The sequence below is a fragment of the Anaeromassilibacillus sp. An250 genome, from assembly GCF_002159845.1.
Classification (GTDB): Bacteria; Bacillota; Clostridia; order Oscillospirales; family Acutalibacteraceae; genus Anaeromassilibacillus; species Anaeromassilibacillus stercoravium.
Genome location: NZ_NFJK01000018.1, coordinates 1 through 22,872, shown reverse-complemented (window position 1 = coordinate 22,872; position 22,872 = coordinate 1). Strand labels below are relative to the sequence as shown.

Genomic DNA, 22,872 nt, shown 5'->3' with positions numbered 1-22,872 from the left:
CCCCTTTTTTAAAGTAGCGCCAAACCAAGGCCGGTCAAATTTTTGAATATCCGTAGCTGTTTACAATGGCGTCGATCTTGCGCTTCTGCTGGCAGTCCGGACAATCTTTAAAAGCATAGGTTTGGTAGTTTGGAATATCTTCGGGAGTAAAGATGGTATCGACATGCACACCGCCCATTTCGGTGATTGCGCTGAAAATGGCGGAGATTCCGATCACATTGCCTCCATAGTATTTGATGCATTCCAGGGATCGGTTGATGGTCTTGCCGGTGGTTGCGGAAGCCACCAGGAGAAGAATGTTCTTCTGCCAGACCATCGGCTGGATATTGTCGCGGAAAATCATCTGCCCGTTGGTATTGAATTCCGGGGTGATGATGCAGATGTCGCTCTTATCGTTCATGGACATGATGCCAGATTTAGAAAGATAGCGCGCTAAGAAAGCGGCGATAACCTCACAGCCATCCATACATACGATTGTGTCTACCATGGTGTTGTTTTCGTACTTCATCGCCATGGTCGCTGCCGCTTCATAAGCCATTGCATGGCGGTGCTTGATACTGGTCATATCAATATAATAGTTGATATGCGAGTGATTGGTGGCAAAATGACCCGGGATCACTTTGATCGAGATTTTGCTGTTCTTAGGGGATTTAATTTTGATCGCTCTGCTTTCCATACGATTCCTCCATTCTCCAATTGCTGGAATGAATTTTCAAGCCGCAGCCATCCGCAAATTGGCGTTTTGATGCAAAAAGCTGATGCCCTGGAAATTTTGCAAACACGAATCGCTGTGGATTTATCTATACCATACCATTTATTTGTAAAAAACGCAATATAGTTTAAAAAATATATACAAAACATATAAATTCTTGTGCGAAATTTTTTGCAAGACTTTGTTTAATATAATAGGAATTGTTAAAGCGAGTGTGGCAAATCTTTTCGAAAGGGATGCGATCGAAATGTCATTTGAAGATGTTTGGCAAAAGTTTTTAACATGGCTCTTAGATATGTTGCCCAATGTAATTGGCGCCGCGCTAATCTTTGCCGGCGGATGGTGGCTGAGCAACGTGGTAGTGCGCTTAATCAAGCGCACGATGACACGAGCCCGCACAGAGACTGGGATCGTTACATTCTTGTGTTCCCTGGCGAATGCAGCGGCGAAGATTATCATCAGCATTATGGCCCTGTCGCAGTTGGGGGTTCCCGTCGGGCCAATGATCACGGCGATTGGTGCGGCAGGAGTGACCGTTGGCTTAGCGTTAAAGGAAAATATGACCAACATCGCCAGCGGTGCACAGATCGTTTTTACAAAGCCCTTTGCAGTGGGGGATTACCTCTTGGTAGACAATGTAGAAGGCACAGTGGAGCGCATTGAGATGATGTTCACAACCCTTCGGACCTTTGACAACAAGGAGATCGTTATCCCGAATTCGACCATTACCGTCAGTACGATTATAAATTATACGGCGATGAAAACACGGCGGTTGGATTTGCGCTATTCGGTGGGATACGAAGACGATCTTTCAAAAGTAAAAGAGGTGCTTCAAGAACTGACGGATAAGAATCCTTTGGTCGAGCGGGATCCAGAGCCATTGATCGCCGTGGAGGAACATAAGGACAGTTGTATCCAAATGCTGGTGCGCGTTTGGTGCAAAACGGACGATTACTGGACGCTTTACTATCAGATGCAGGAGGATGTGAAACTGGCATTTGACCGCGAGGGAATTCACATTCCATTTCCACAATTGGATGTGCATCTGGACCGGCCGGTTGACAAAATATAGAAATCCGTTTAAAATAGGGCACAGGATATAGGTGCTCCTTTCCAGGAAAGGGGCTGAAAAGGGAAGCGGGTGTGATTCCCGCGCAAGTCCGTTGCTGTGAATACGGAGCGAGCTCCAAAAACCACTGGGAAACCGGGAAGGTGGAGTGTTGCAGAGATGTATGAGCCAGAATACCTGCCTATATGCTTCATGCGACTCCACGGTACTGGAGTGCGCGTGGCTGAAGGAACCACAGTGGGAGCAGAAGGACTGCGCCCATGATTTCCGCCATTCACGCCATTCGGTCATGCGAGTGACTGAATGGCGTTTTTTATTCGCAGGAGGACCGCCCATGAAGCTGGAGGAATATGTTTACCGGGACCAGAAGCGCCTGCGGTGTGGTTATACCACCGGCAGCTGTGCAGCGGCAGCGGCAAAGGCCGCCGCGCAGATGCTGCTTTCCGGTGAGCGTGTCGATCAGGTGGCGCTTTCTACACCGAAGGGGGTTCTTTTGCAATTGCCGGTCGGCCATATCCGGCTTTCGGAGGAGTCTGTTTCCTGCGCGGTGCAAAAGGACAGCGGGGACGATCCCGATGTGACGGACGGCGTATGGGTATTTGCAGAAGTGCGCCGTGCGGACAAGGGGGTATATATTGCCGGCGGAGAGGGCATTGGCCGGGTGACGCGCCCGGGGCTTGCTTGCGCCGTTGGGGAGGCGGCCATCAATCCCGGCCCGCGCCGGATGATCGCCAACGTTTTGCAGGAGGTTGGGGAAACCTATGGGTATACCGGCGGTTGGCAGGTGACCCTTTCCGTACCGGAGGGGAAACGGCTTGCGGAAAAGACCTTTAATCCCCGGCTGGGGATCACCGGGGGGATTTCCATCCTGGGGACTAGCGGGATTGTGGAGCCGATGAGCGAACGCGCGCTGGTCGATACCATCCGGACGGAGCTCCGGCAGTTGCGCACCTTGGGGGCGCGTACGGTTGTGGCAGTACCCGGAAATTACGGGGAAACCTTTCTGCGGGAACAGATGCGCCTTTCTTGCCGTGCCGTCTCATGCAGCAATTACATTGGGGAGCTGCTGGACATGGCGGTGGAATTCGGCTTTGAGGGGCTTCTGCTGGTGGGGCATGCGGGAAAGCTGGTCAAGCTGGCCGGTGGCGTGATGAATACCCATTCCCGTTACGCGGACGCCCGGATGGAGATTATCACCGCCCATGCCGCGCTCTGCGGCGCTTCCTCCGCGCTGGCGGGAAAGCTGATGGACTGCGTCACAACGGATGAAGCGTTTGAACTCTTGCAAAAAGAACAGTTGCTGTCCCCTGTGATGGACAGCCTCATACAAAAGATACATTTTCATATAAACGCCCGCGTCCGCGGACAGCTGACGGTTGGAGCGGTCTTGTTTTCCAATGCATTTGGCCTTTTGGGGCAAACCGCAGAGGTAGATGGATTGTTGCAACGCCTGAAAGGAGAGGAAATCGAATGATTCATATTGTCGGAGCGGGGTCCGGCGCCGTTGATTTGATTACGGTGCGGGGCGCACGGCTGCTAGAAGAAGCGGATACGGTGGTCTATGCCGGTTCCCTGGTGAATCCGGAAATCCTCACGACCTATACGAAATCCGGCTGCAAAGTCTATGACAGTGCCCGGATGACCCTGGAAGAGGTGCTGGACGTGCTTCTGACAGCGGAACGGGCAGGGGAAAAGGTGGTCCGGCTGCACACAGGAGATCCGTGCTTGTACGGTGCCATCCGGGAGCAAATGGATGCATTAGATGCCGCCGGTGTACCGTATGAAGTGGTGCCGGGGGTCAGCTCATTCTGTGGGGCGGCCGCTGCGCTGCACGCGGAATATACGCTGCCGGGCGTCTCGCAGTCCGTTGTGATCACGCGGATGGCCGGGCGGACGCCGGTCCCGGAAAAGGAGTCGGTCGCCAGCTTTGCGAAGCACGGTGCGACCATGGTCGTTTTTTTGAGCACCTCCTATTTGGAAGGCCTGCGGGAGCAGCTCCTGGAGGGCGGATATGCAAAGGACACACCCGCAGCCATTGTCTATAAGGCGACTTGGCCGGACGAAAAGGTAATCCACGGCACAGTGGACGACCTCCCACAGATGGCTTCGGAAAACGGGATTACCAAAACAGCGTTGATTTTGATCGGAGGATTCCTTGGGACGCAGTACGACCGCTCAAAGCTCTACGCGCCCGATTTCTCTCACGGATACCGCGCAGCAAAAACCGGAGGCGCGCCCCATGCGGATTGAGTGCGCCGCATTCACCGCCAATGGCGTCCGGTTGGCGCAGCGGTTGGCGGAGTTTTTCCGCGACGGAGGGGACGTTTGTACCGTAAGTGCGCCGGAAAAATACGCGGAAAATGGCGTCGCGGCCTTGGGTTCGCTTGCAGATTGGACAGCGCGCTCCTTTGGGCAGGCGGATGCGCTCATCTTTGTCAGCGCCTGTGGCATTGCAGTCCGCAGTGTTGCACCGCATTTAAGGAGCAAATTTACCGATCCGGCGGTAGTGGCCGTGGACGACTGCGGACGGTTTGCCATACCGCTTGTATCCGGGCATGTGGGGGGAGCCAATGCGCTCGCCCGGCGGATCGCCGGTGCGATTGGAGCACAGGCGGTTGTCACCACGGCAACCGATGGGAACGGTGTGTTTGCGGTGGATACATGGGCGGCGGGCCAGGGGTTCCTGGTCATGCGCCCCGGTGCAGCAAAGGCCGTTTCCGCCGCGTTGCTCAATGGGGAACCAGTGGGATTCTATAGTGACTTTCCGGTGGAAGGGCCACTTCCAAAAGGAATCGTTCCAGCAAAGGAAGGCAAGGTCGGAATCCGTATATCCCTTGCGTATGAAGAGATGTTTCAGGCGACCTGTTGGATTCTCCCAAGGATTTTGACGCTTGGAATTGGCTGCAAAAGAGGGACAGAACCGATCAAGATACAAAAAGCGGTTGATTCCACCTTACAAGGGAAATACCTTTACATGGAAAGCGTGCAAAATGTTGCGTCCATCGACAAAAAATGCGATGAAATCGGGCTTTTGGAGTTCTGTAAAGCAAATTGCCTTGTCTGTAATTTTTTCTCGGCGGAGCAGCTAACGAGGGCAAAAGGCCGCTTTACGGGGTCTGCATTTGTGCAAAATACGGTCGGCGTGGACAATGTTTGCGAGCGCGCAGCCGTACTGGGGAGCGGCGGAGCGCTTCTCGTGGGAAAACAAGTGTTTTCGGGTGTGACCGTCGCAGTGGCGGCCGCGCCGCTGGTGATCCGATTTTAGTGGAAAGAGGGGACGCTATGAAACTCTATATTGTTGGAATCGGTCCGGGAGAGGCGACGCAGATGACCCAGCGTGCGCAGGCTGCCTTGGAGCGCAGCGAGTTGATCGTGGGGTATACCGCTTACGTCGATCTGGTCCGCCCTCTTTTCCCTGGAAAATCGTTTTTGACCACTTCGATGCGCGGCGAGGTGGAGCGCTGCCGGTTGGCGGTGGAACAGGCGCTCACCGGGCGGACCGTATCCTTGGTTTGCAGCGGCGATGCGGGCGTTTACGGGATGGCAAGCCCGGCTCTGGAGGCGGCGGAGGCCTATCCCCAGTTGGACATCGAGGTGGTCCCGGGGGTGACGGCCGCGTGCAGCGGTGCTGCGCTATTGGGAGCGCCTCTTTCCCACGACTTTGCCGTCATCAGCCTGAGCGACCTCCTAACCCCTTGGCCGTTGATTGAGAAGCGATTGGCTTGCGCGGCGGAGGCGGATTTTGTCCTGTGCCTGTACAACCCGTCGAGCAAGAAACGCGCAGATTATCTCCGCAGGGCCTGTGAGATTGTCCGGCGGTTCCGCCAGGCGGAGACCCCTGCGGGGGTTGTGCGGGAGATTGGACGTGCGGGAGAGTCCCATGCGTTGATGACCTTGGAGGAATTGCAGGAATACCGAGCGGACATGTTTACGACGGTATTCATCGGCAACTCCCAGACCAAGATCCTCAACGGCCGCTTGGTGACGCCGCGCGGCTATCGAACCTGATGGAGGAAGAAGCATGGCGCCACAAATTTTGCTGTTTGCAGGGACCAGCGAGGGGAGGCGGTTGGCCGAACGCCTTTCCGCGCATGGGATTTCCTTCTATGTCAGTGTTGCAACCGCATACGGCGAGACGCTTTTAGAACATGCGCACGCCTCCATCCTACAGGGGCGGATGGACCGGGAGGAAATCATCGCGTTTTTGCGGGCACATCCCGTCGAGTGTGTGGTGGACGCCACGCATCCATACGCAGCTTTGGCCACGGAACATATCCGAGGCGCCTGCCGGGAGACGGGGACGGAGTATCTGCGCCTTTTGCGTGAAGCGCCTGAAGATGGCTGGCGGGAAGATTGTCTCTATGTCTCCACCGCGCAGGAAGCGGCGCAATCGCTCAAGAACTTGCCGGGAAATATCTTATTGACGACCGGGTCAAAAGAGCTCTCGGCTTTTACGGAAGTCCCGGACTATGCAGAACGGTCCTTTGTGCGGATGCTCCCCACGGAAGAGGCCGTGCGGAAGGCGCTGTCGCTCGGATGGACGCCGGGGCATCTGATTTGTATGCAGGGACCCTTTTCCGAGGAGCTGAACCTCGCCTTGCTCCACCAGCTCGACATTCGGGTGCTGGTGACCAAGGAATCGGGAAAAGCGGGCGGCTTTTGGGAAAAGCTCTGTGCGGCACAGAAGGCGGGGGCACGCACCATTGTGATCGGGCGGCCGCCCCAAGTTCCAGGGGATTCATTTGAGGTGCTTTGGCAAAAGTTGTGTAAGCGATTTATGATAAACTCCCGATAAAGAGAGAAAAGGCGGTGGTAGGCATGGCAAAGAAGATTTGGCTGGTAGGAATCGGCATGGGGAATCGGGATACCTTGACCATTGGCGCATGGAACATCTTAAAGAACTGTGACTGTCTGATCGGCGCCCAGCGGATGCTCGACGCTTTCCCAGAGCTTACCTGCCGTCGATTCGCAGCAACGGCGCCGGAAAAGATCGCTGCCTTTCTCCAAGAACACCCGGAGTTCCAGACGATCGGCGTGGTGTTCTCCGGCGATGTGGGCTTTTACAGCGGGGCGAAAAAGCTGCGCAGTTTGTTTCCAGAGCATTTGATCGAGGAATGCTGCGGCATCAGCACGGTAGCCTACCTCTGCGCCAAGCTGCATACCCCTTGGGAGGACGTGCGCCTTGTGAGCGCGCACGGGCAGGCTTGCAACCTGGCGGGAGAGGTGCGCACCCATGAAAAGGTCTTTGTCCTGGCGGGAAAGGTTTCGGCGCAGGAACTGTGCAAAGCGCTTTGCCGGGCTGGGCTGGGCGGCGTGACCGTATCGGTGGGGGAACGGCTTTCATATCCGGAGGAGGCCATTACAACCGGTCCAGCGGAGCGGTTGTCCGGGCAGACATTTGATCCTCTCAGCGCCCTTCTCATCCAGAACCCCGCGCCTTTGTCCAATGACACTCTTGCCTTCGGCTTGCCGGATGAGCGGTTTATTCGGGGAAACACGCCGATGACCAAATCCGAAGTCCGGTGTATCTCGCTTTCTAGGCTTCGCTTGCAACGGGAGAGCACCGCCTGGGACATCGGTGCAGGGACTGGATCGGTGTCCATTGAGATGGCGTTACAGGCGGTCCGCGGTATGGTGTATGCGGTGGAAAAGGATGCGGACGCATGCCAATTGATCGAGCAAAACCGGCGGCAATTTGCATGTACCAACTTGAAGGTTGTCCATGGGGCCGCGCCGGAAGCGCTGGACGGATTGCCCGCACCCGACTGCGTTTTTGTCGGTGGGAGCGGCGGCAATATAGACGAAATCCTTCGGCTGGCTTTGCAGAGGAACCCGTATGTGCGGGTGGTAATCAATGCGATTACGTTGGAGACGGTGGCGGCGTCCATGCGGGCGTTGGAAGCGCTCGGCTTCGTGGATGTCGCCGTTTCGCAGATTACGGCTTCCCGTGCAAAGCGCGCCGGAGGCTATCATATGATGCTGGGGCAAAATCCGGTGTATATCCTGAGCGGACAGGGGGCGGGACTATGACCGTCCATGCACCGCGCATCCTTTTGGCAGCGCCGTCCAGCGGCGCAGGAAAGACAACGGTGACGTGTGCCATTCTGCGTGCTTTCCACCGCCGGGGCCTGCACCTTGCAGCATTTAAATGCGGGCCGGATTACATTGACCCTATGTTTCATCGGGAAGTGCTCGGCGTTCCTTCCACCAATCTGGATCTTTTCCTGTTGGGGGAGGACATGGTCCGGCAGATCCTTCTGGAACATGCGCGGGGAGCGGCATTTTCCTTGTTGGAGGGTGCGATGGGCTATTACGACGGGATCGGTTTCACCGAACGCGCAGGGAGTTATGACTTGGCGCGCGCGACCCGGACGCCGGTCGTTCTGATTGTGGATGGACGAGGTGCGGCACAATCCCTATTGGCGCAGGTGAAAGGCTTCCTGACCTATCGGACGGACAGCCGGATTGCAGGCGTTATCTGGAACCGGTTGTCTCCAAGCTTGTATCCCGCTTTGCAGCAGCGTCTGGAGCAGGAATTTGGAATCCGGTCCCTGGGCTTTTTGCCGAAGATGGATGCGGCTGTTTTGGAGAGCCGCCACCTCGGGCTGGTCACGGCGGCGGAGGTGGACAAGCTTCAACAGAAGATGGACTGTTTGGCGGAGCAGGCGGAGCGCACCGTCGATTTAGACGGCCTTCTTGCCGTCGCGCAACAAGCGGAGCCGCTTTCGCAAGAGGGTTTGGAGCTTCCAGAAAGGGGACGTGGCCGTCCGCGGATTGCCGTAGCGCGCGACCGGGCGTTCTGCTTTTATTATGCGGATTCCCTGCGGTTGTTGGAGCGCCTGGGGGCGGAGCTTTGTTTGTTTAGCCCTCTGACGGACGCCGCCTTGCCGCCGGGATGCAGAGGGATGCTGCTGGGCGGTGGGTATCCGGAGCTTCACGCGGCGGAATTGGAGCGCAACGCCCCGATGCGGGAGAGCGTGCGCGCCGCCGTACAGGACGGGATGCCGTGTGTAGCGGAATGCGGCGGATTCTTATATCTGCATCGGACGCTGGAGGACGCGCAGGGGATTTCCCATCAAATGGTGGGGGCGATTGCAGCGGATGGCAAGAGGACTAACCGGCTGCAACGCTTCGGCTATGCGACGTTGACCGCCCTTAGGGATAATCTCCTTTGCAAGGCCGGGGAGCGCATCCCCATCCATGAATTTCACTATTGGGAGAGCACGGACAGCGGGAATGCATTCCAGGCGGAAAAGGCATCCAACGGCCGGACATGGCCCTGCATCCATGCGTCTGGAACGCTGTTTGCCGGTTTTCCACACATACATTTTTGTTCCAACCCACGCTGGGCCCAACGTTTTTTGGAGGCGTGTGTACAATATGAGGAGGCGCAAAAATCATGACATTGGAGGAGACGCTTCGCCGGATTGTTCCTGCGGATCGTTCGATCGAAGAAGAGGCTTGGCGGCGTTGGGATAGCATCGCAAAGCCCTTGCGCGGATTGGGGCTGCTCGAAGAGGCGGTTGCACGCATCGCCGGGATGACGCGCACGGTGGAGGTAGACCTCAGCCGCCGTGCCGTTGCTGTCTTCTGCGCGGACAACGGCGTGGTGGAGGAGGGCGTGACACAGACCGGGCAGGAGGTCACGGCGGTGGTCACAGAGAATCTCTCCAAGGGGGACACCAGCGTTTGCAAAATGGCGCGCGTCGCCCATGCGGATGTGTTTCCCGTGGACATCGGCGTAAAGTGTGCGGTTACAGGGGAAAACATCCTTCCCCGCAAGGTCGCTCACGGAACGCGCAACATGACCAAGGGCCCGGCCATGACAAGGGAAGAGACGGTGAAAGCCTTGGAGGTTGGGATCGAGCTGATGCAGGACCTCAAACAACAGGGATACCGGATTGTCGCCACAGGCGAGATGGGGATCGGCAATACGACGACCAGCAGCGCAGTGGCTTCGGTCCTGCTTGGACTGCCTCCGGAAGAGGTCACAGGCAGGGGCGCGGGACTTTCCTCCGAGGGCTTGGCGCGTAAGAGGCTTGCGGTCCGCCGAGCGATTGCCTGCAATGCACCGGACCCATCGGATGCGTTCGATGTTTTACAAAAGGTCGGTGGACTCGATTTGGCGGGAATGGCTGGGGCGTTTCTCGGCGGTGCGGCTATGCAGATGCCCGTGGTGATCGACGGCTTCATCTCGGCGGCGGCCGCTTTGCTTGCCGCCCGCATGTGTCCTGCAGTGGTGGATTATATGCTTGCCTCCCATGTATCCGGGGAGCCGGCGGCCCGCCTGCTTTTGCAGGAGCTGGGGTTAACCCCCTTTTTAACGGCGAATATGACCTTGGGAGAAGGCACCGGCGCGGTGGCGGCCCTTCCGCTTTTGGACATGGCTTGTGCGGTATATGGCACGATGCGGACGTTTGAGCAGATTTCCATTGAGCCCTATCAGCCGTTGCACTGAGGGAGGGGACAACCGGTGTTTGTTTTGGTTACGGGCGGTGCGGCCAGCGGGAAATCCGCCTATGCGGAAAACCTGCTTCTCCGGTCGCCGGCATCCCCGAAATGTTATCTTGCAACCATGTTGGCGCAGGATGCGGAAAGCCGGGCGCGCGTGGAGCGCCACCGCGCCATGCGAAAAGGGAAAGGGTTTCTGACGCTGGAATGCCCTTTTGCTTTGGAGACGCTTGTTGTTCCAAAGAATTCCGCTCTATTGTTGGAATGCCTGTCCAACCTCTTGGCAAATGAATGCTTTTGTCCGGAAGGGGCAGGGGAACATGCGCAGGAAGCTATTTTGCGGGGGATCGAACGCCTCTGTTCCGCGGCGGCGGACATCGTCGTCGTTTCCAATGAAATTTTTTCGGATGGCACTCCGTACGACCCATCCACGCAGGCTTACATTGCACGTTTGGCGCACCTGAATGCGGCTCTGGCGCAAAGAGCAGACACTGTCGTTGAGGTGGTCTGCGGGATACCCATTGTACAGAAAGGGAGGGAATGGCTGTGCACCTGATAAAGTCCTGCCTGATCGCCTTTTCCATGTATTCGCGCATCCCCATGCCGCGAACCGAATGGCAGGAAGAGGATATGCGCTATGTCATGTGCTTTTTCCCCTTGATCGGCCTGGCGATTGGCCTGGTGCTCTGCGGTTGGGTCTGGTTGGCCGGGCGTTTGCAGATTGGAGTGGCGCTCTTTTCCGGAGTTGCTACGGCGCTTCCCGTGTTGATCACCGGGGGAATCCATTTGGATGGCTTTTGCGACACGCTGGACGCCCTGAGTTCCCGGCAGCCGCAGGAGCGAAAGCTCGAAATTCTAAAGGACTCCAACAGCGGCGCGTTTGCCGTCATCGGCTGCGGCCTGTATTTTCTGCTCACCTTTTGTTTCTGGATGGAGTGGTATCCGCAGGGCCGGTATACATGGATGTTGGCTTTGGGATTTGTCCTTTCCAGAACGTTGAGCGGCCTATCGGTCGTGCGGTTTCCCTGTGCAAAGAACAGCGGCCTGTTGGCGATGTTCTCCCATGCGGCCGCCAAAAAGCGCACGGCATGGGTCTTATTCGGTTACCTAATCCTGTGCGGCGGAGCGATGCTCCTGTTTGGAACGTTCGTGGGGGCGGCGGTGCTTTTGCTCGCTCTGGGAGTGTTTGGATATTATCATCATGTTTCCTGCAAAGAATTTGGCGGGACGACCGGCGATGTAGCGGGCTGGTTTCTGCAATTGTGTGAACTGGCGCTACTCGCTGGAATGGTGCTTTTACAAAAATGGATTTGAAGAAGGAGGGAGCCGCATGCGGCTGGTGATAGGCGGAGCGTACCAGGGGAAATTGCACTGGCTTCTACAGCAGACGGGATATACATCCTCCGACGTTGCATATACACTGGCGGATGCGCAGCGGAAAACGATCCTCGCTGCCCTGCATTTGGAGATCCGCAAACTGCTGGAAGAGGGGCGGGAGCCCATGCGGGAAGTTGAAGCGCTTTTGCGGGAGAATCCCCACATCGCCGTTGTGTGCGACGAGATTGGATGCGGCGTGGTGCCGGTGGACGCCTTTGAGCGGGCATGGCGCGAGGAAACAGGGCGCATTTGCTGCATGCTGGCGGAAAGGGCTGCGCGCGTCGACCGAATCTTCTGTGGAATTGCCACCTGCCTCAAACAGGAGGGAACCCCATGACAGCCTGGTTGTTTTTGTTGCCGCTGCCTTTAGGTTTCCTGTTGGACCTCTGTTTTGGCGACCCTCATTGGATGCCGCATCCGGTGCGCGCCATTGGATGGTTGATCGCCTGGTTGGAAAGGCTTCTGCGCGGTTTGTTCCCCAAAACGCCCAAAGGGGAGCGTTTGGCGGGCGTTTTCCTGGCGATACTGGTTCCTCTCTTCACCAGCGGGACGGGGATTATGCTCTTGTGGGGGGCATATGCGGTTCATCCCGGGCTTTGGCTTGTTTTGGAAACGCTGTTTTGTTACCAGCTTTTAGCGGCGAAGGCGCTCCGGGTGGAGAGCATGAAGGTCTACGATCGGCTGCGCGCGGACGATTTGCCCGGCGCGCGGTGGGCGGTTTCCATGATCGTGGGGCGCGATACGCAGGCGCTCACAGAGGAAGGCGTGACCAAGGCGGCCGTCGAGACGGTCGCGGAAAACACTTCGGACGGGGAGATCGCCCCGCTGTTGTTTTTGGCCTTGGGCGGCGCACCGCTCGGGTTATTTTACAAAGCGGTCAATACCATGGACTCCATGGTTGGATATAAAAACGAAAGGTATCTCTATTTTGGCTGGGCAGCGGCCAAGCTGGACGATGTACTCAACTGGATTCCGGCGCGGTTGTCGGCCTGGCTGCTGGTGGTCTCTGCATATTTGCTCGGCATGGATGGGAGGAATGCGGCGCGCATCTATAAACGGGATTGCCGCAAGCACGCCAGCCCAAACAGTGCGCAGACGGAAGCGGCCTGCGCAGGCGCTCTGCGCGTCCAGCTGGCGGGCGACGCCTATTACTTTGGAACGCTCTACAAAAAGCCGACGATCGGGGACAATCTGCGGCCCATCTGTACAGAGGATATCCGCCGGGCAAACCGGCTGCTTTATGCGGCGTCTTTCCTGGCGCTGGCCCTTTTGCTTGTTATGCGCCTGGAAATCGGAATTTTGGGAGGCTGGCTATGCATCTGATACACGGCGGCGACGTATATTCCGCGCGTCAGAAAATGAAACAGGAACCACTCGATTTTTCTGCGAACATCAACCCGATGGGGATGCCGCCGGGGGCTGTCCGCGCGGCGGCGGATGCGTTGCAGCAATGTACGCAGTATCCGGACCCACTTTGCCGGGAATTGCGCGCAGCGCTTGCGGCGTATGAGGGCATCCCAGCGGAACAGATCGTCTGTGGAAACGGTGCGGCGGATCTGATTTTTCGGATCGTCGCGGCCACGCATCCTCGAAGGGCGCTGCTGTTGGCGCCGACCTTTGCAGAGTACGAGCAGGCGCTCCGCGCGATGGATTGTTCCATCGCGTATTTTCCTTTGCAGGAGAGCGAGGGATTTGTGTTGCCCGAAGCATTTTTACAGCAGCTGACGCCGGAGATCAATTTGCTCTTTCTCTGCAATCCAAACAATCCCACGGGACGGACGGTGCCTCCAGCGCTGTTACGGGAAATCTGGAAACGCTGCGAAGAAGCCGGTATCCTCCTTGTGGTGGACGAATGCTTCAACGAGTTCCTGGAACATCCAGAGCAGAATACGCTAAAGGGCGTGTTGAAAACGGGAACAAATTCCGTGATCCTCAAGGCGTTTACAAAGAGCTTTGCCATGCCGGGCCTGCGCCTGGGGTATGGCCTCTGTGGGAACGGGGACTTGGCGGAACGGATTTTCTCCTGCGGGCAGCCGTGGGGCGTGTCCATCCCGGCACAAGCGGCGGGGGTCGCCGCGTTGCAGGAGAAGGGATATTTGGAGCGCATGCGGCGCCTGGTTCAAACGGAGCGGCGTTGGCTTTCGGAAAACCTTGTCCGGTTGGGATTGTGCGTTTTCCCGTCGGAGGCAAATTATATCCTGTTCCGCACGGAGACAGAGATCCCTCTGCGGGAGCGGATGGAACAGCGCGGCGTGCTCATCCGCGCCTGCGGCAACTACCGCGGGCTGGACAACCGCTACTACCGCATTGCTGTGCGCGGGCACGACGAAAATGAACGTTTGATAGCGGCGCTGAAATGCGCCTTGGAGGAATAAACATGGCGAAGGCAATTATGGTGCAGGGCACAATGTCCAATGCGGGAAAGAGCTTCCTGGTGGCGGGGCTTTGCCGGATCTTCCGGCAGGATGGCTACCGGGTAGCGCCGTTTAAATCGCAGAACATGGCGCTCAACTCGTTTATCACAACGGAAGGGCTGGAAATGGGCCGGGCACAGGTCATGCAGGCCGAAGCCGCCGGCGTGGAGCCCAGCGTGCGGATGAACCCCATTTTGCTGAAGCCGACCAACGATACGGGTTCCCAGGTGATCGTCAACGGCGTGCCCATCGGGAATATGGATGCGGCGGTGTATTATCAATATAAACGGAAGCTGGTCAAGCCGATCATGGAGGCATATGACTCCCTCGCAGCGGAAAACGACATTCTGGTGCTGGAGGGAGCGGGGAGCCCTGCCGAGATCAACCTCAAACAGGAGGACATCGTAAACATGGGGATGGCAAAACTGGCCCATGCGCCGGTGCTCCTGGCAGGAGACATCGACCGCGGCGGCGTGTTTGCTTCCCTATACGGGACGATGGCCCTGTTGGAGGAATCGGAACGCGCCATGGTGAAAGGGATGGTCATCAACAAATTCCGCGGGGATGTCGAGCTGCTAAAGCCCGGCTTGCGCATGTTGGAGGAGCGGACGCATGTGCCCTTTGTGGGGGTGGTGCCCTATCTTCCCATCGAATTGGACGACGAGGACAGCCTGTCGGAACGGCTGTCCGGACGGCCCAAAGAGGGGGTGCTGGACCTGGTGGTGATCCGCTGGCCGAAGGTCTCGAATTTTACGGATTTCAACCCATTGGCCCGCATCCCCGGTGTAACATTGCGGTATGTGGACCGCCCGGAATGCTTTGGAGAGCCGGACATTGTCCTGCTGCCCGGCACCAAAAATGTGATGGGCGATCTCGCTTGGATGCGCAACAACGGGTTGGAGAACTGTATCCGCAGGTATGCGTCCCAAGGAGGCCCGGTTCTGGGAATCTGCGGCGGGTATCAGATGCTAGGGATGACCATCCGCGACCCAGAGCATGTGGAAAGCGGCGGCTCCATGCAGGGGATGGGCCTTCTGCCGGTCGATACGGTCTATGCGCGGGAAAAGGTGCGCACCCGCGTGCGCGGTACGGTGCTGCCGGTGGGCGGTGAGCTGCGGGAACTGTCCGGCGTGCCGTTTGTTGGATATGAGATTCACATGGGACGCACAACACGGCGGGAAGGTGCAGCTCCTTTTGCGGTCCTACAGGAGCTCGGTGGCGCGGAAAAGGAGGACGGCGCGGTCTGCGGGAATGTCTACGGCACCTATGCGCACGGCTTTTTCGATGCGGAACCCGCCAGCGCCTTGGCGCGCATTTTGCTGCGGAAAAAAGGCTTCGATGGGGACGCTATTCAGTCGGTTGACGCCCATGCGTTTAAAGAACAACAATACAACCAGTTGGCGGACGCCCTTCGGACGCATCTGGATCTAAAAAAAATCTATGCCATCTTGGAACAGGGCTTGTCAGAAGGGGGAGAAGCGGATGTTTGAAACCATCTTGCCAGAAGAAATTGAACAGCGCAGTTTCGCTATCATCGAAGAAGAACTGGGGGAGCAGGTACTCAATCCGGTACAGGCCCCTGTCATAAAGCGTGTCATCCACACCACGGCGGATTTTGACTATGTGGAAAACTTGTGTTTTTCCGAGCAGGCGGTGGAAAAGGGCGTCAAGGCCCTAAAGGACGGCGCGTGCATTGTAACCGACACAGAGATGGCGCGTGCGGGAATCAACAAGAGGGCCCTCGCCCGCTTTGGTGGAGAGGCGTTTTGCTTCATATCCGATGAGGAGGTCGCGCGCGAGGCAAAGGCCCGCGGCGTCACTCGCGCCAGCGTCAGCATGGAGCGGGCGGCTTCTTTACATAGGCCTTTGGTCGTTGCAATCGGCAATGCGCCCACGGCGCTCGCCCGCTTGTACGAATTGACCCGTGAGGGGAAAATCTCTCCCGAGCTGGTGATCGGCGTGCCCGTGGGATTTGTCCATGTGGTAGAGGCCAAAGAGCTGTTTTTACAGAGTGAAGTCCCCCATATTGTCGCGCGCGGCAGAAAAGGCGGCAGCAATGTGGCGGCCGCGATCTGCAATGCGCTGCTCTATCTGGCAGGGGGACGAACCCTATGAACGTTACAGAAACCATTGTAGTAAATGACGCAGCAACATTGGAAAGGAGCGATACCGTGAGCAGGAATGCAATTTTAGCGGTGAGTTTTGGCACGGTTCACACAGAGACACGGGATAAGACGATTGGTGCGATTGAACAGGCCATGCGGGAAGGGTTTCCAGGCTGGGAGGTGCGGCGCGCCCTCACAAGCCCGACCATTCTGCGAAAGCTGGCGGCAGCAGGAGAGCCTACGGCCAATCTTTGGCAGGCGTTGGGGCAGCTGCGGGAGGAAAGCGTTTCCCGGGTGGTGTGCCAATCCACTTATGTGGTCAACGGGGAAGAGCAGGAGACGATGGTGCGCGAAGCGGAAAAATGTGCGCATTGGTTTGACCAGCTTGTCTGTGGCACTCCGCTTTTGACATCGCAGGAAGATCTCGAAGCGGTAGCTCGCGCCATTGAAGCGGAATTTTCCGGCCTTTCTTCGGAAGAAGCGCTTGTATTGGTGGGACATGGGACAAGGCACAGCGCGAACACGGCCTATGCCGCATTGGAATATGTCTTTCACGATCACGGCGCCTGTAATATTTTTGTGGGGACGGTGGAATCCTACCCCGGGCTTTCGTCAGTGCTCCGCCAGGTGGACCGCTTAAAGCCGCAAAAGGTGACCATTGCACCGCTGATGGTTGTCGCGGGTGAACATGCGCGCAACGATATGGCCGGGGAGCGCCATTCCTGGAAGGCAGCTTTTGAAGAGCGAGGGTATCCGGTGCAGGCTATCCTGAAGGGGCTGGGGGAATATCCGGGCATCCGTGCGGTTTACGCCGCCCATGCGAGGCAAGCGGCGGAACAACTGCAATAAAGAAGTAAAGAGACTGGTTTTCTTTTGCGGGTTTCACAGGGCAAAGAAATTCTCTGTGAAAACCCAATACATACGCCTGAAATAGATGTTGGGATTCCCATAGCCGTTTTGAGGCGGAAACGATATACAAACATGAAAAGGAAACCCGTAAAGGAGGGAATCTTTCGATGATTTTACGCGGAACCGTCTTTTCCAACATCTTGGGGAAGGACACTGGGATCACCATTGTGACGCCCGGCAATTTGCAGGAAGGCGGTCCCTATAAAGTGGCGTATCTTCTGCACGGCTTGTGCGGTGATAGCGCAACTTGGGTGGACGATTCCATGCTTCCGGTCTATGCGCGGGAAGGGCGCACGATTTTTATTCTTCCGGACGCGGCCAGAAGCTTTTACAGCGATATGCGGCATGGCCCGCGCTACTTTACGTATTTGGTGGAAGAATTGCCGCAGCTTTGCAAAGCGGTCTTTCAGATCTCCGCCCGCCGGGAGGATACGGCCATTCTGGGCGCATCCATGGGTGGATATGGCGCGCTCAAGTGCGCGTTGTCCCGGCCCGAGCAATACGGGATGTGCGGGGCGTTTTCTTCCGCCTGCCTTTTTTTGAAAGATGGCCTTGCAGAGCAGCAAAAACCTGGAGGCAAGCAGGCGTTTATTGAGCAGTATGGGGAGCAGCTATACCTGGACTTCCTCGCAATCTTTGGCGAAGAACTGGAGTGGAAGCCGGAATACGAGTTATTGGAGTTGGCAAAGCGGTTTCAAAATAAGGAGAGCAAGCCAGCAATCTATATGACCTGTGGCAGCAGTGATTCATTCCAGCCATCCCACACGCAATTCCGAAAAGAGATGGAACCCCTGGGCTTTGATTTTCAATATGAGGAATGGCCGGGAGGGCACGACTTTTTCTTCTTCGACCATTCGTTAAAGCGTGCGATCCATCATTTTGGGTTGTAGAAACGGAACGATATTCCGCATCGTAAGGCCGGGAGAAGCGGCAGCGTTCTCCGTGTATCTTGCGGTCACGGCTGAAAGAGAATGGCTTTTTCAAATAAATGAAGATTGAAGGGGCGTTTGCGCGAGATAGATGCAAAAAATCCGCCATGGGCAAGAATCAAAGCCCATGGCGGATTGTCGTTTGATTTAAGGAATGGAAATCTGGAAACGCTGGCCCCGGTGGGAAATCTGCAAAATACGATCCCGATAGGAGGCTGTGCGGGGGTCGTGGTTAATGCGTTCAAAGATGGAACCATTGGACCCAAAGTGCATGGGGACGATCCAACGGGCGCCCACCTGCTTCATGAAATAGTCCAATCCCAATAGGGCATTTTCCTCCTGGCGTGGATCGACCGGGATGAAAGCGATGTCGATGGATTCCCCCTTTAAGGAGTCGATCTGTTGTTGATACCGGCGGGCCATCGCGCGATTGGCTTCCTCCGGTTCGTCGTTCCAGTGCCACCAGTTGAGGTCCCCGGCGTGATACAGGCAAAGCCCGTCCGCCTTGACCAGGAAAGCGACGCCTAAATCGGTGGAATCCAAGGTGCGCACCTCCAGGCCGCCAAGCGGGTAGGTTTTGCCTGCTTTAACGGAAAGGACGTCTTCTTTTGTTGCAATTTCATCCGCAAGGATATAGCGAATCTGTGGATTTCCTTTACGCCATTGGAAAATGGCTGGATTGTAGTGGTCGCCGTGGCTATGGGATACGAAGACAACCACGTCGCGGCCTTGCAGCATCGAAGGGGAGACAACTCCCTGGTCCGGCCCACAGCCGCGCGGTGTATCCAAGTAGTAATCGAAAATAAACAGGTGGGACGCGGTTTCGACCGCGAATCCGCTGTGGTATAGATATTGGATAGAAACGGACGGCATCTTTTTCCCTCCATTCACATTTCAATGGAACCGGCAGACGCCACGCAAATTGCATCTGCAATTGAGATTGATTATAATGGGTTCGAAGGGAACTGTCAATGAAAAGGATGAGCGGTTGAAGATGGAACGAACGGTCTTATGCAACGGGGAACCATTGCAGTACCAGCTACACTATAAAAAAGTCAAGAATGTAAATATCCGGGTCGTTTCGGGAGGCGTGGTACAGGTTTCTGCCAGCCGCCGGGTCGGAGCGGCGGAAGTGGACCGGATTGTTCAAAAAAAGGCCGATTGGATTGCCCGCGCGAAGGCGTATTATGCCAGCCGTTCTGAGGAACCACAGATGCCCCGCGTTTATGCGGCGGGAGAACCTGTGTGCCTTTTAGGGCGGAGGTACCGGCTTCGGATAGAACCCTCCGACCGGGACCGGGCGGCCATCCAAGGGGAAGAGATTGTACTCTTTTTACGAAACCCCGAAAACGAATCCCAACGCAAAAAGGTGTTTGAGGCTTGGTACGGCGGCTTGTGCAGGGATCTCTTTGAAGCGGCGGCAAAGCGCGTTTATCCGCTTTTTCAAGCCTATCGAATCCCGATGCCCGCCTTTCGCATCCGGCGGATGAAAACGCGATGGGGGAGCTGTTCCCCGCAAAAACGCGCGGTGACGCTGAATCTCTATCTGGCCCAAGCGCCGGTTCCCTGCGTCGAGTATGTGATCGCGCATGAGCTGGCCCATTTGGTGCAGCCCAATCATTCTCCCGCGTTTTATGCGGTGTTGGATGCGGTCATGCCGGATCACCGGGAACGCAAACAGCTTTTACGCGAGCAGAAGATCAACTGTTCTGGGAGTCCGTGAGCGCCGTTTTGGTTGTATGCTGCTTTTCTTTCCAAATCAGGAGAAGGCTGGCCGCTGCGGTTATGATCTGAGAGATCGGGACTGCCAGCCAGGTCCCTTGGATTCCAATGGCGGCTGGAAGGACGAGCAGCAGGAGTAATAAAAGCAGAGGTTCCCCATAGATTAGCAGATATGCGCGTACATTCTGATTGACTGCATAGAAAAAGGCTGTTGTTACCCTGGAAATACTGGCAAACAGGAACCCCACGATAAAGATAGGTAGGATACGCGCGACCTCCTGCGTTACCTGCGGGGAAGCGCCGAAGATTTTTGCGGCGTTTTCCCGCGTAAAGAACAGGACGGCCATGCAGATTGCCGACACAACCCCGGCGAATTGGTACCCCAGATTGCGCACAGCTTTTGCGCGAGGGAGATCCCCCTCTCCATAGGCGAGGCTGATCAGCGGCTGGCTGCCGTCGCTGACGCCTTGCAGGAGGAGCATCACCACACAGGAAATGTAGCTGACGGTGGCATAGCAGGTGACAGCCATTGTGCCGCCGAATAGGGCTGCGCTCTTATTGACCAGAATCAAGGTAATATTGGGAGAAAAGGTCAACCCGAATGGGGAGAGTGCAACGCTCAGAACATGTTTTGTAAAGAAGCACTGTTGCTTTTCAAATTGGAAACAGGGGCGCGCTTTTTTCCAAATAAAGAACAGTACGCACACCAAAAAAGTCATCGCTTGCCCAATGACCGTGGCAACTGCCGCGCCCATCATCCCCCAGGGGAGAACCCATACAAACAAGTAGTCCAGAAAAATATTGGTCAGGAATCCCACAACCATGGCAGCCATGGCGGTGACGGAGCTTCCCATGTTGCGGATAAAGGGGACCAGCCCCGTCCCCAATACCTGGAAAATGGCGCCATAGCTGATATAGAGCAAATATTCCTTTCCCAGTGTTTCAATTTCGCCGGTAGCGCCGAAAAGGTGAAGGACAGCCGGGGCGCCCAATAAGAATAGCACGGTCAAAAGAATGCCCGCCAAAACAAGCAGGATGAGGGACATCCCAAAAAATTGATTGCCACGTTTTTCGTTTTTGTTCCCGATGCTGATGGTGTAGCTGACAGCGCCGCCCATGCCAATCCCTGTGCCCACGGCTTGTAAGAACGCCGTAAGCGGATATGCCATATTGATAGCGGCGAGGGCGTTATCTCCCAGCGCATTCCCCACAAAAAAGCCGTCGGCAATGGCATAGATTCCCGATAGGGCAAACGCCAGCATAGACGGGATTACATAGCGGAAAAATTCTTTATGTATCTTCATTGAGGCCGGCCTCCTGGAAATATTGGTTGTATCGCCTTGTATATTCAATTAACGCATTTGCCCGCTCCGCACCGAGCTTTTTCCAGACAGCCCGTTCGCAGCGCTGTAATTCACCGGCAATTGCACAGATGTTTTTTTCTCCGATTGGCGTTAGACGGATTGTTTTATTCCTTCGGTCGTCTTCACAGGGAGTAAGTTCAACCCATCCGTGTTGCACAAACGCTTTTAAAATAGTATGGACGGTCTGTTTGGGAAGCTGCCAAACTTGGCAGATGTCCTTTTGTTTACAAGCGGATTTATCTGCCAAAGACAGGATGACAAGCAGTTCGTAATACGATAGCCCATGCTTTTTCGCCCATTTCTCGTATAAAGCGTTTGTCTCCTGCCAAAGAGTGGTATACAATTTTATTTGTTCTGCAATTTTCATTGGTGGTATGCCTCCTATATAGTCTGCAAACAGACTAATTCTAACATAGAAAAATGCGCGCGTCAAGGAAGTACCTTGGTGTGATAGTTCAAAATGGGCCAGCCTAAAGGGAGCTTTTTAAAATAGCAAAAATAAAATCCGGACTCTTTACCATTTTGAACTGCACCCCATTTGTTAGACAGTATGATATACTGAATAACAAGTGGGGTGCATTATTATGCCGAAAGGAATACCAAACAAACGCTATACACCAGAATTCAAGAAGCAGGTAGTAGAGGCGGTCATACAGGACGGACTAAGCTATCAGGAGGCCGCCAGAATTTATGAAGTCCAAGGACATGACCGCATTCAAAGTTGGGAACGGATCTATCTGGAAGAAGGCCCGGAAGGCCTTGCAGTTGAACGCCGCGGGCGGAAGAGCACAGGCAGGCCGAAGAAGCTGCCCAGCAAAGTAGAAGAGGACTTGCTTGCCGAAGTGCAGCGTCTGCGTGCAGAAAATGCTTACTTAAAAAACTTGCAAGCCTTGGTTTTGGAAGAAGAGCGACGCCAGCGCAAAAAGCGCAGGTAGTTCAAAAACTGAGGCATGAATTCTCGCTGGACCTTCTGCTCACAATCGCTCAGCTTCCCCGTGCGACCTTCTACTACCATCTGAAGCGGATGATAGTTCCGGACAAATACAAGGAAGTCAAGGCAGAAATTGTTGCGATTTACCAAGAGAACAAAGGACGGTACGGATACCGCCGTATCACAACTGAGTTACATAACCGTGGATTTTCCATGAACCACAAGACAGTCCAGCGGCTTATGAAGGAGTTGGGGCTGGTTTGCCGTGTCAGAATCAAGAAATATCATTCTTACAAGGGCGAAGTGGGGAAAATTGCCCCTAATCTGCTAAACCGGAACTTCTATGCGGAAAAGCCAAACCAGAAATGGGTGACCGATGTAACTGAGTTCAGTCTGTTTGGACAGAAGATGTATCTCTCGCCCATTTTGGATTTGCACAACGGTTATCTGGTCAGCTATACCATCTCTGACCGGCCAGTATTGGGTATGATAACTTCCATGCTGGAGAAGGCGTTTGAGACGATACCCGATGGAACAGGATTGATCCTCCATTCTGATCAAGGCTGGCAGTATCAGCACAAGAAATACCAACACATGATCAGGAGGAAAGGGATTCGCCAGAGCATGAGCCGTAAGGGCAACTGCCTGGACAATGCCGTCATGGAGAATTTCTTTGGTTTACTCAAAAGTGAGTTGCTGTACCTGCAAAAATTCGATTCCCTGGAACACTTCAAGCAGGAACTGGTGGACTATCTGGATTACTACAATAACCGCAGAATCAAGATAAAACTAAAGGGCTTGCCGCCTGCTCTTCACAGACAACAAGCCCTTTCGGTTGCTTGAGCAATTTCTTCAAAAATATTGTCTAACTTTTCGGGGTCACTTCATT

At 55.6% G+C, this 22,872-nt stretch carries 24 protein-coding genes, 1 pseudogene and 1 riboswitch; of the genes and pseudogenes, 21 read left to right on the top strand and 4 right to left on the bottom strand.

The annotated features are described in order from the left end of the window. Positions 1-34 precede the first annotated feature (34 nt). Positions 35-676 carry a phosphoribosyltransferase gene (locus B5F54_RS13920; RefSeq protein ID WP_087234860.1) on the bottom strand — a complete coding sequence of 214 codons (642 nt, stop codon included), beginning with the start codon at positions 674-676 and terminating at the stop codon, positions 35-37. Positions 677-959: 283 nt separating this feature from the next. Between B5F54_RS13920 and B5F54_RS13915 the strand changes: the two genes are divergently transcribed. The 18 genes from B5F54_RS13915 to B5F54_RS13830 all read left to right on the top strand — a co-directional run bounded on the left by B5F54_RS13915 (position 960) and on the right by B5F54_RS13830 (position 17,927). After that, on the top strand, positions 960-1,784 hold the full coding sequence (locus B5F54_RS13915) for a mechanosensitive ion channel family protein (RefSeq protein ID WP_087234859.1): 825 nt from the start codon (positions 960-962) through the stop codon (positions 1,782-1,784). A gap of 12 nt (positions 1,785-1,796) precedes the next feature. Further along, positions 1,797-1,980, top strand: a riboswitch (cobalamin riboswitch). Between the two features lie 135 nt (positions 1,981-2,115). Further along, positions 2,116-3,255 (top strand): cobalt-precorrin-5B (C(1))-methyltransferase CbiD, encoded by a 1,140-nt coding sequence (gene cbiD, locus B5F54_RS13910; RefSeq protein ID WP_087234858.1) that lies wholly within the window; start codon positions 2,116-2,118, stop codon positions 3,253-3,255. Then, complete coding sequence (cobM, locus tag B5F54_RS13905) at positions 3,252-4,031, top strand: precorrin-4 C(11)-methyltransferase (RefSeq protein ID WP_087234857.1); 780 nt, start codon at positions 3,252-3,254, stop codon at positions 4,029-4,031. The genes cbiD and cobM overlap by 4 nt, the downstream gene beginning before the upstream one ends. Next, a complete protein-coding gene (locus B5F54_RS13900) occupies positions 4,021-5,046 on the top strand; it encodes a cobalt-precorrin 5A hydrolase (protein WP_087234856.1) in 1,026 nt (341 codons plus the stop codon). Before cobM ends, B5F54_RS13900 begins: the two co-directional genes overlap by 11 nt. A 17-nt stretch (positions 5,047-5,063) precedes the next feature. Next, on the top strand, positions 5,064-5,789 hold the full coding sequence (gene cobJ, locus B5F54_RS13895) for a precorrin-3B C(17)-methyltransferase (protein WP_087234855.1): 726 nt from the start codon (positions 5,064-5,066) through the stop codon (positions 5,787-5,789). A 13-nt stretch (positions 5,790-5,802) separates the two neighbouring features. Then, the gene (cobK, locus tag B5F54_RS13890; protein ID WP_087234854.1) at positions 5,803-6,576 is read left to right on the top strand and encodes a precorrin-6A reductase; all 774 of its coding nucleotides are present in this window, start codon (positions 5,803-5,805) and stop codon (positions 6,574-6,576) included. A gap of 23 nt (positions 6,577-6,599) precedes the next feature. Further along, positions 6,600-7,811: a precorrin-6Y C5,15-methyltransferase (decarboxylating) subunit CbiT gene (gene cbiT, locus B5F54_RS13885; protein WP_087234853.1), complete on the top strand. Its 1,212-nt coding sequence runs from the start codon at positions 6,600-6,602 to the stop codon at positions 7,809-7,811. Continuing rightward, on the top strand, positions 7,808-9,184 hold the full coding sequence (locus B5F54_RS13880) for a cobyrinate a,c-diamide synthase (protein WP_207651975.1): 1,377 nt from the start codon (positions 7,808-7,810) through the stop codon (positions 9,182-9,184). The genes cbiT and B5F54_RS13880 overlap by 4 nt, the downstream gene beginning before the upstream one ends. Continuing rightward, a complete protein-coding gene (gene cobT, locus B5F54_RS13875) occupies positions 9,181-10,239 on the top strand; it encodes a nicotinate-nucleotide--dimethylbenzimidazole phosphoribosyltransferase (protein WP_087234852.1) in 1,059 nt (352 codons plus the stop codon). Before B5F54_RS13880 ends, cobT begins: the two co-directional genes overlap by 4 nt. A gap of 15 nt (positions 10,240-10,254) precedes the next feature. Beyond that, positions 10,255-10,788: a bifunctional adenosylcobinamide kinase/adenosylcobinamide-phosphate guanylyltransferase gene (locus B5F54_RS13870; RefSeq protein WP_087234851.1), complete on the top strand. Its 534-nt coding sequence runs from the start codon at positions 10,255-10,257 to the stop codon at positions 10,786-10,788. Continuing rightward, the gene (locus tag B5F54_RS13865) at positions 10,779-11,546 is read left to right on the top strand and encodes an adenosylcobinamide-GDP ribazoletransferase (RefSeq protein ID WP_242969715.1); all 768 of its coding nucleotides are present in this window, start codon (positions 10,779-10,781) and stop codon (positions 11,544-11,546) included. The genes B5F54_RS13870 and B5F54_RS13865 overlap by 10 nt, the downstream gene beginning before the upstream one ends. Before the next feature lie 16 nt (positions 11,547-11,562). Further along, positions 11,563-11,946 carry a bifunctional adenosylcobinamide kinase/adenosylcobinamide-phosphate guanylyltransferase gene (locus tag B5F54_RS13860; protein ID WP_087234849.1) on the top strand — a complete coding sequence of 128 codons (384 nt, stop codon included), beginning with the start codon at positions 11,563-11,565 and terminating at the stop codon, positions 11,944-11,946. After that, the gene (cbiB, locus tag B5F54_RS13855) at positions 11,943-12,932 is read left to right on the top strand and encodes an adenosylcobinamide-phosphate synthase CbiB (protein ID WP_087234848.1); all 990 of its coding nucleotides are present in this window, start codon (positions 11,943-11,945) and stop codon (positions 12,930-12,932) included. The genes B5F54_RS13860 and cbiB overlap by 4 nt, the downstream gene beginning before the upstream one ends. Next, the gene (gene cobD, locus B5F54_RS13850) at positions 12,923-13,984 is read left to right on the top strand and encodes a threonine-phosphate decarboxylase CobD (RefSeq protein ID WP_087234847.1); all 1,062 of its coding nucleotides are present in this window, start codon (positions 12,923-12,925) and stop codon (positions 13,982-13,984) included. The genes cbiB and cobD overlap by 10 nt, the downstream gene beginning before the upstream one ends. A 2-nt stretch (positions 13,985-13,986) precedes the next feature. After that, a complete protein-coding gene (locus B5F54_RS13845) occupies positions 13,987-15,513 on the top strand; it encodes a cobyric acid synthase (protein WP_087234846.1) in 1,527 nt (508 codons plus the stop codon). Continuing rightward, positions 15,506-16,138: a precorrin-8X methylmutase gene (locus B5F54_RS13840; protein WP_087234845.1), complete on the top strand. Its 633-nt coding sequence runs from the start codon at positions 15,506-15,508 to the stop codon at positions 16,136-16,138. The genes B5F54_RS13845 and B5F54_RS13840 overlap by 8 nt, the downstream gene beginning before the upstream one ends. Next, on the top strand, positions 16,135-16,977 hold the full coding sequence (locus B5F54_RS13835; protein WP_087234844.1) for a sirohydrochlorin cobaltochelatase: 843 nt from the start codon (positions 16,135-16,137) through the stop codon (positions 16,975-16,977). The genes B5F54_RS13840 and B5F54_RS13835 overlap by 4 nt, the downstream gene beginning before the upstream one ends. Positions 16,978-17,144: 167 nt before the next feature. Beyond that, positions 17,145-17,927: an alpha/beta hydrolase gene (locus B5F54_RS13830; RefSeq protein ID WP_087234843.1), complete on the top strand. Its 783-nt coding sequence runs from the start codon at positions 17,145-17,147 to the stop codon at positions 17,925-17,927. A gap of 186 nt (positions 17,928-18,113) precedes the next feature. On the opposite strand, the gene B5F54_RS13825 is transcribed toward B5F54_RS13830, so the two are convergent. Next, positions 18,114-18,839, bottom strand: a complete 726-nt coding sequence (locus B5F54_RS13825) for an MBL fold metallo-hydrolase (protein ID WP_087234842.1) — start codon at positions 18,837-18,839, stop codon at positions 18,114-18,116. A 121-nt stretch (positions 18,840-18,960) separates the two neighbouring features. Here B5F54_RS13825 and B5F54_RS13820 point away from each other — a divergent pair, with 121 nt between their 5' ends. After that, positions 18,961-19,689, top strand: coding sequence for a M48 family metallopeptidase (locus tag B5F54_RS13820; protein ID WP_242969717.1), 729 nt, complete (start codon positions 18,961-18,963; stop codon positions 19,687-19,689). Here the strand turns inward: B5F54_RS13820 and B5F54_RS13815 are convergent. Continuing rightward, entirely contained in the window at positions 19,667-20,992 is a 1,326-nt protein-coding gene (locus B5F54_RS13815; RefSeq protein WP_087234840.1) for an MATE family efflux transporter, read from the bottom strand. The two genes, B5F54_RS13820 and B5F54_RS13815, sit on opposite strands and share 23 nt — an antisense overlap. Then, positions 20,979-21,419: a MarR family winged helix-turn-helix transcriptional regulator gene (locus B5F54_RS13810; protein WP_087234839.1), complete on the bottom strand. Its 441-nt coding sequence runs from the start codon at positions 21,417-21,419 to the stop codon at positions 20,979-20,981. The genes B5F54_RS13815 and B5F54_RS13810 overlap by 14 nt, the downstream gene beginning before the upstream one ends. A gap of 217 nt (positions 21,420-21,636) precedes the next feature. Here B5F54_RS13810 and B5F54_RS13805 point away from each other — a divergent pair, with 217 nt between their 5' ends. Together B5F54_RS13805 and B5F54_RS13800 are read left to right on the top strand one after the other, a co-directional pair. Continuing rightward, a complete protein-coding gene (locus B5F54_RS13805) occupies positions 21,637-21,987 on the top strand; it encodes a helix-turn-helix domain-containing protein (protein WP_087234838.1) in 351 nt (116 codons plus the stop codon). Continuing rightward, positions 21,918-22,826: pseudogene (locus B5F54_RS13800) on the top strand (IS3 family transposase); the annotation flags it as partial. The gene B5F54_RS13805 and the pseudogene B5F54_RS13800, both read left to right, overlap by 70 nt. Positions 22,827-22,872 lie beyond the last annotated feature (46 nt).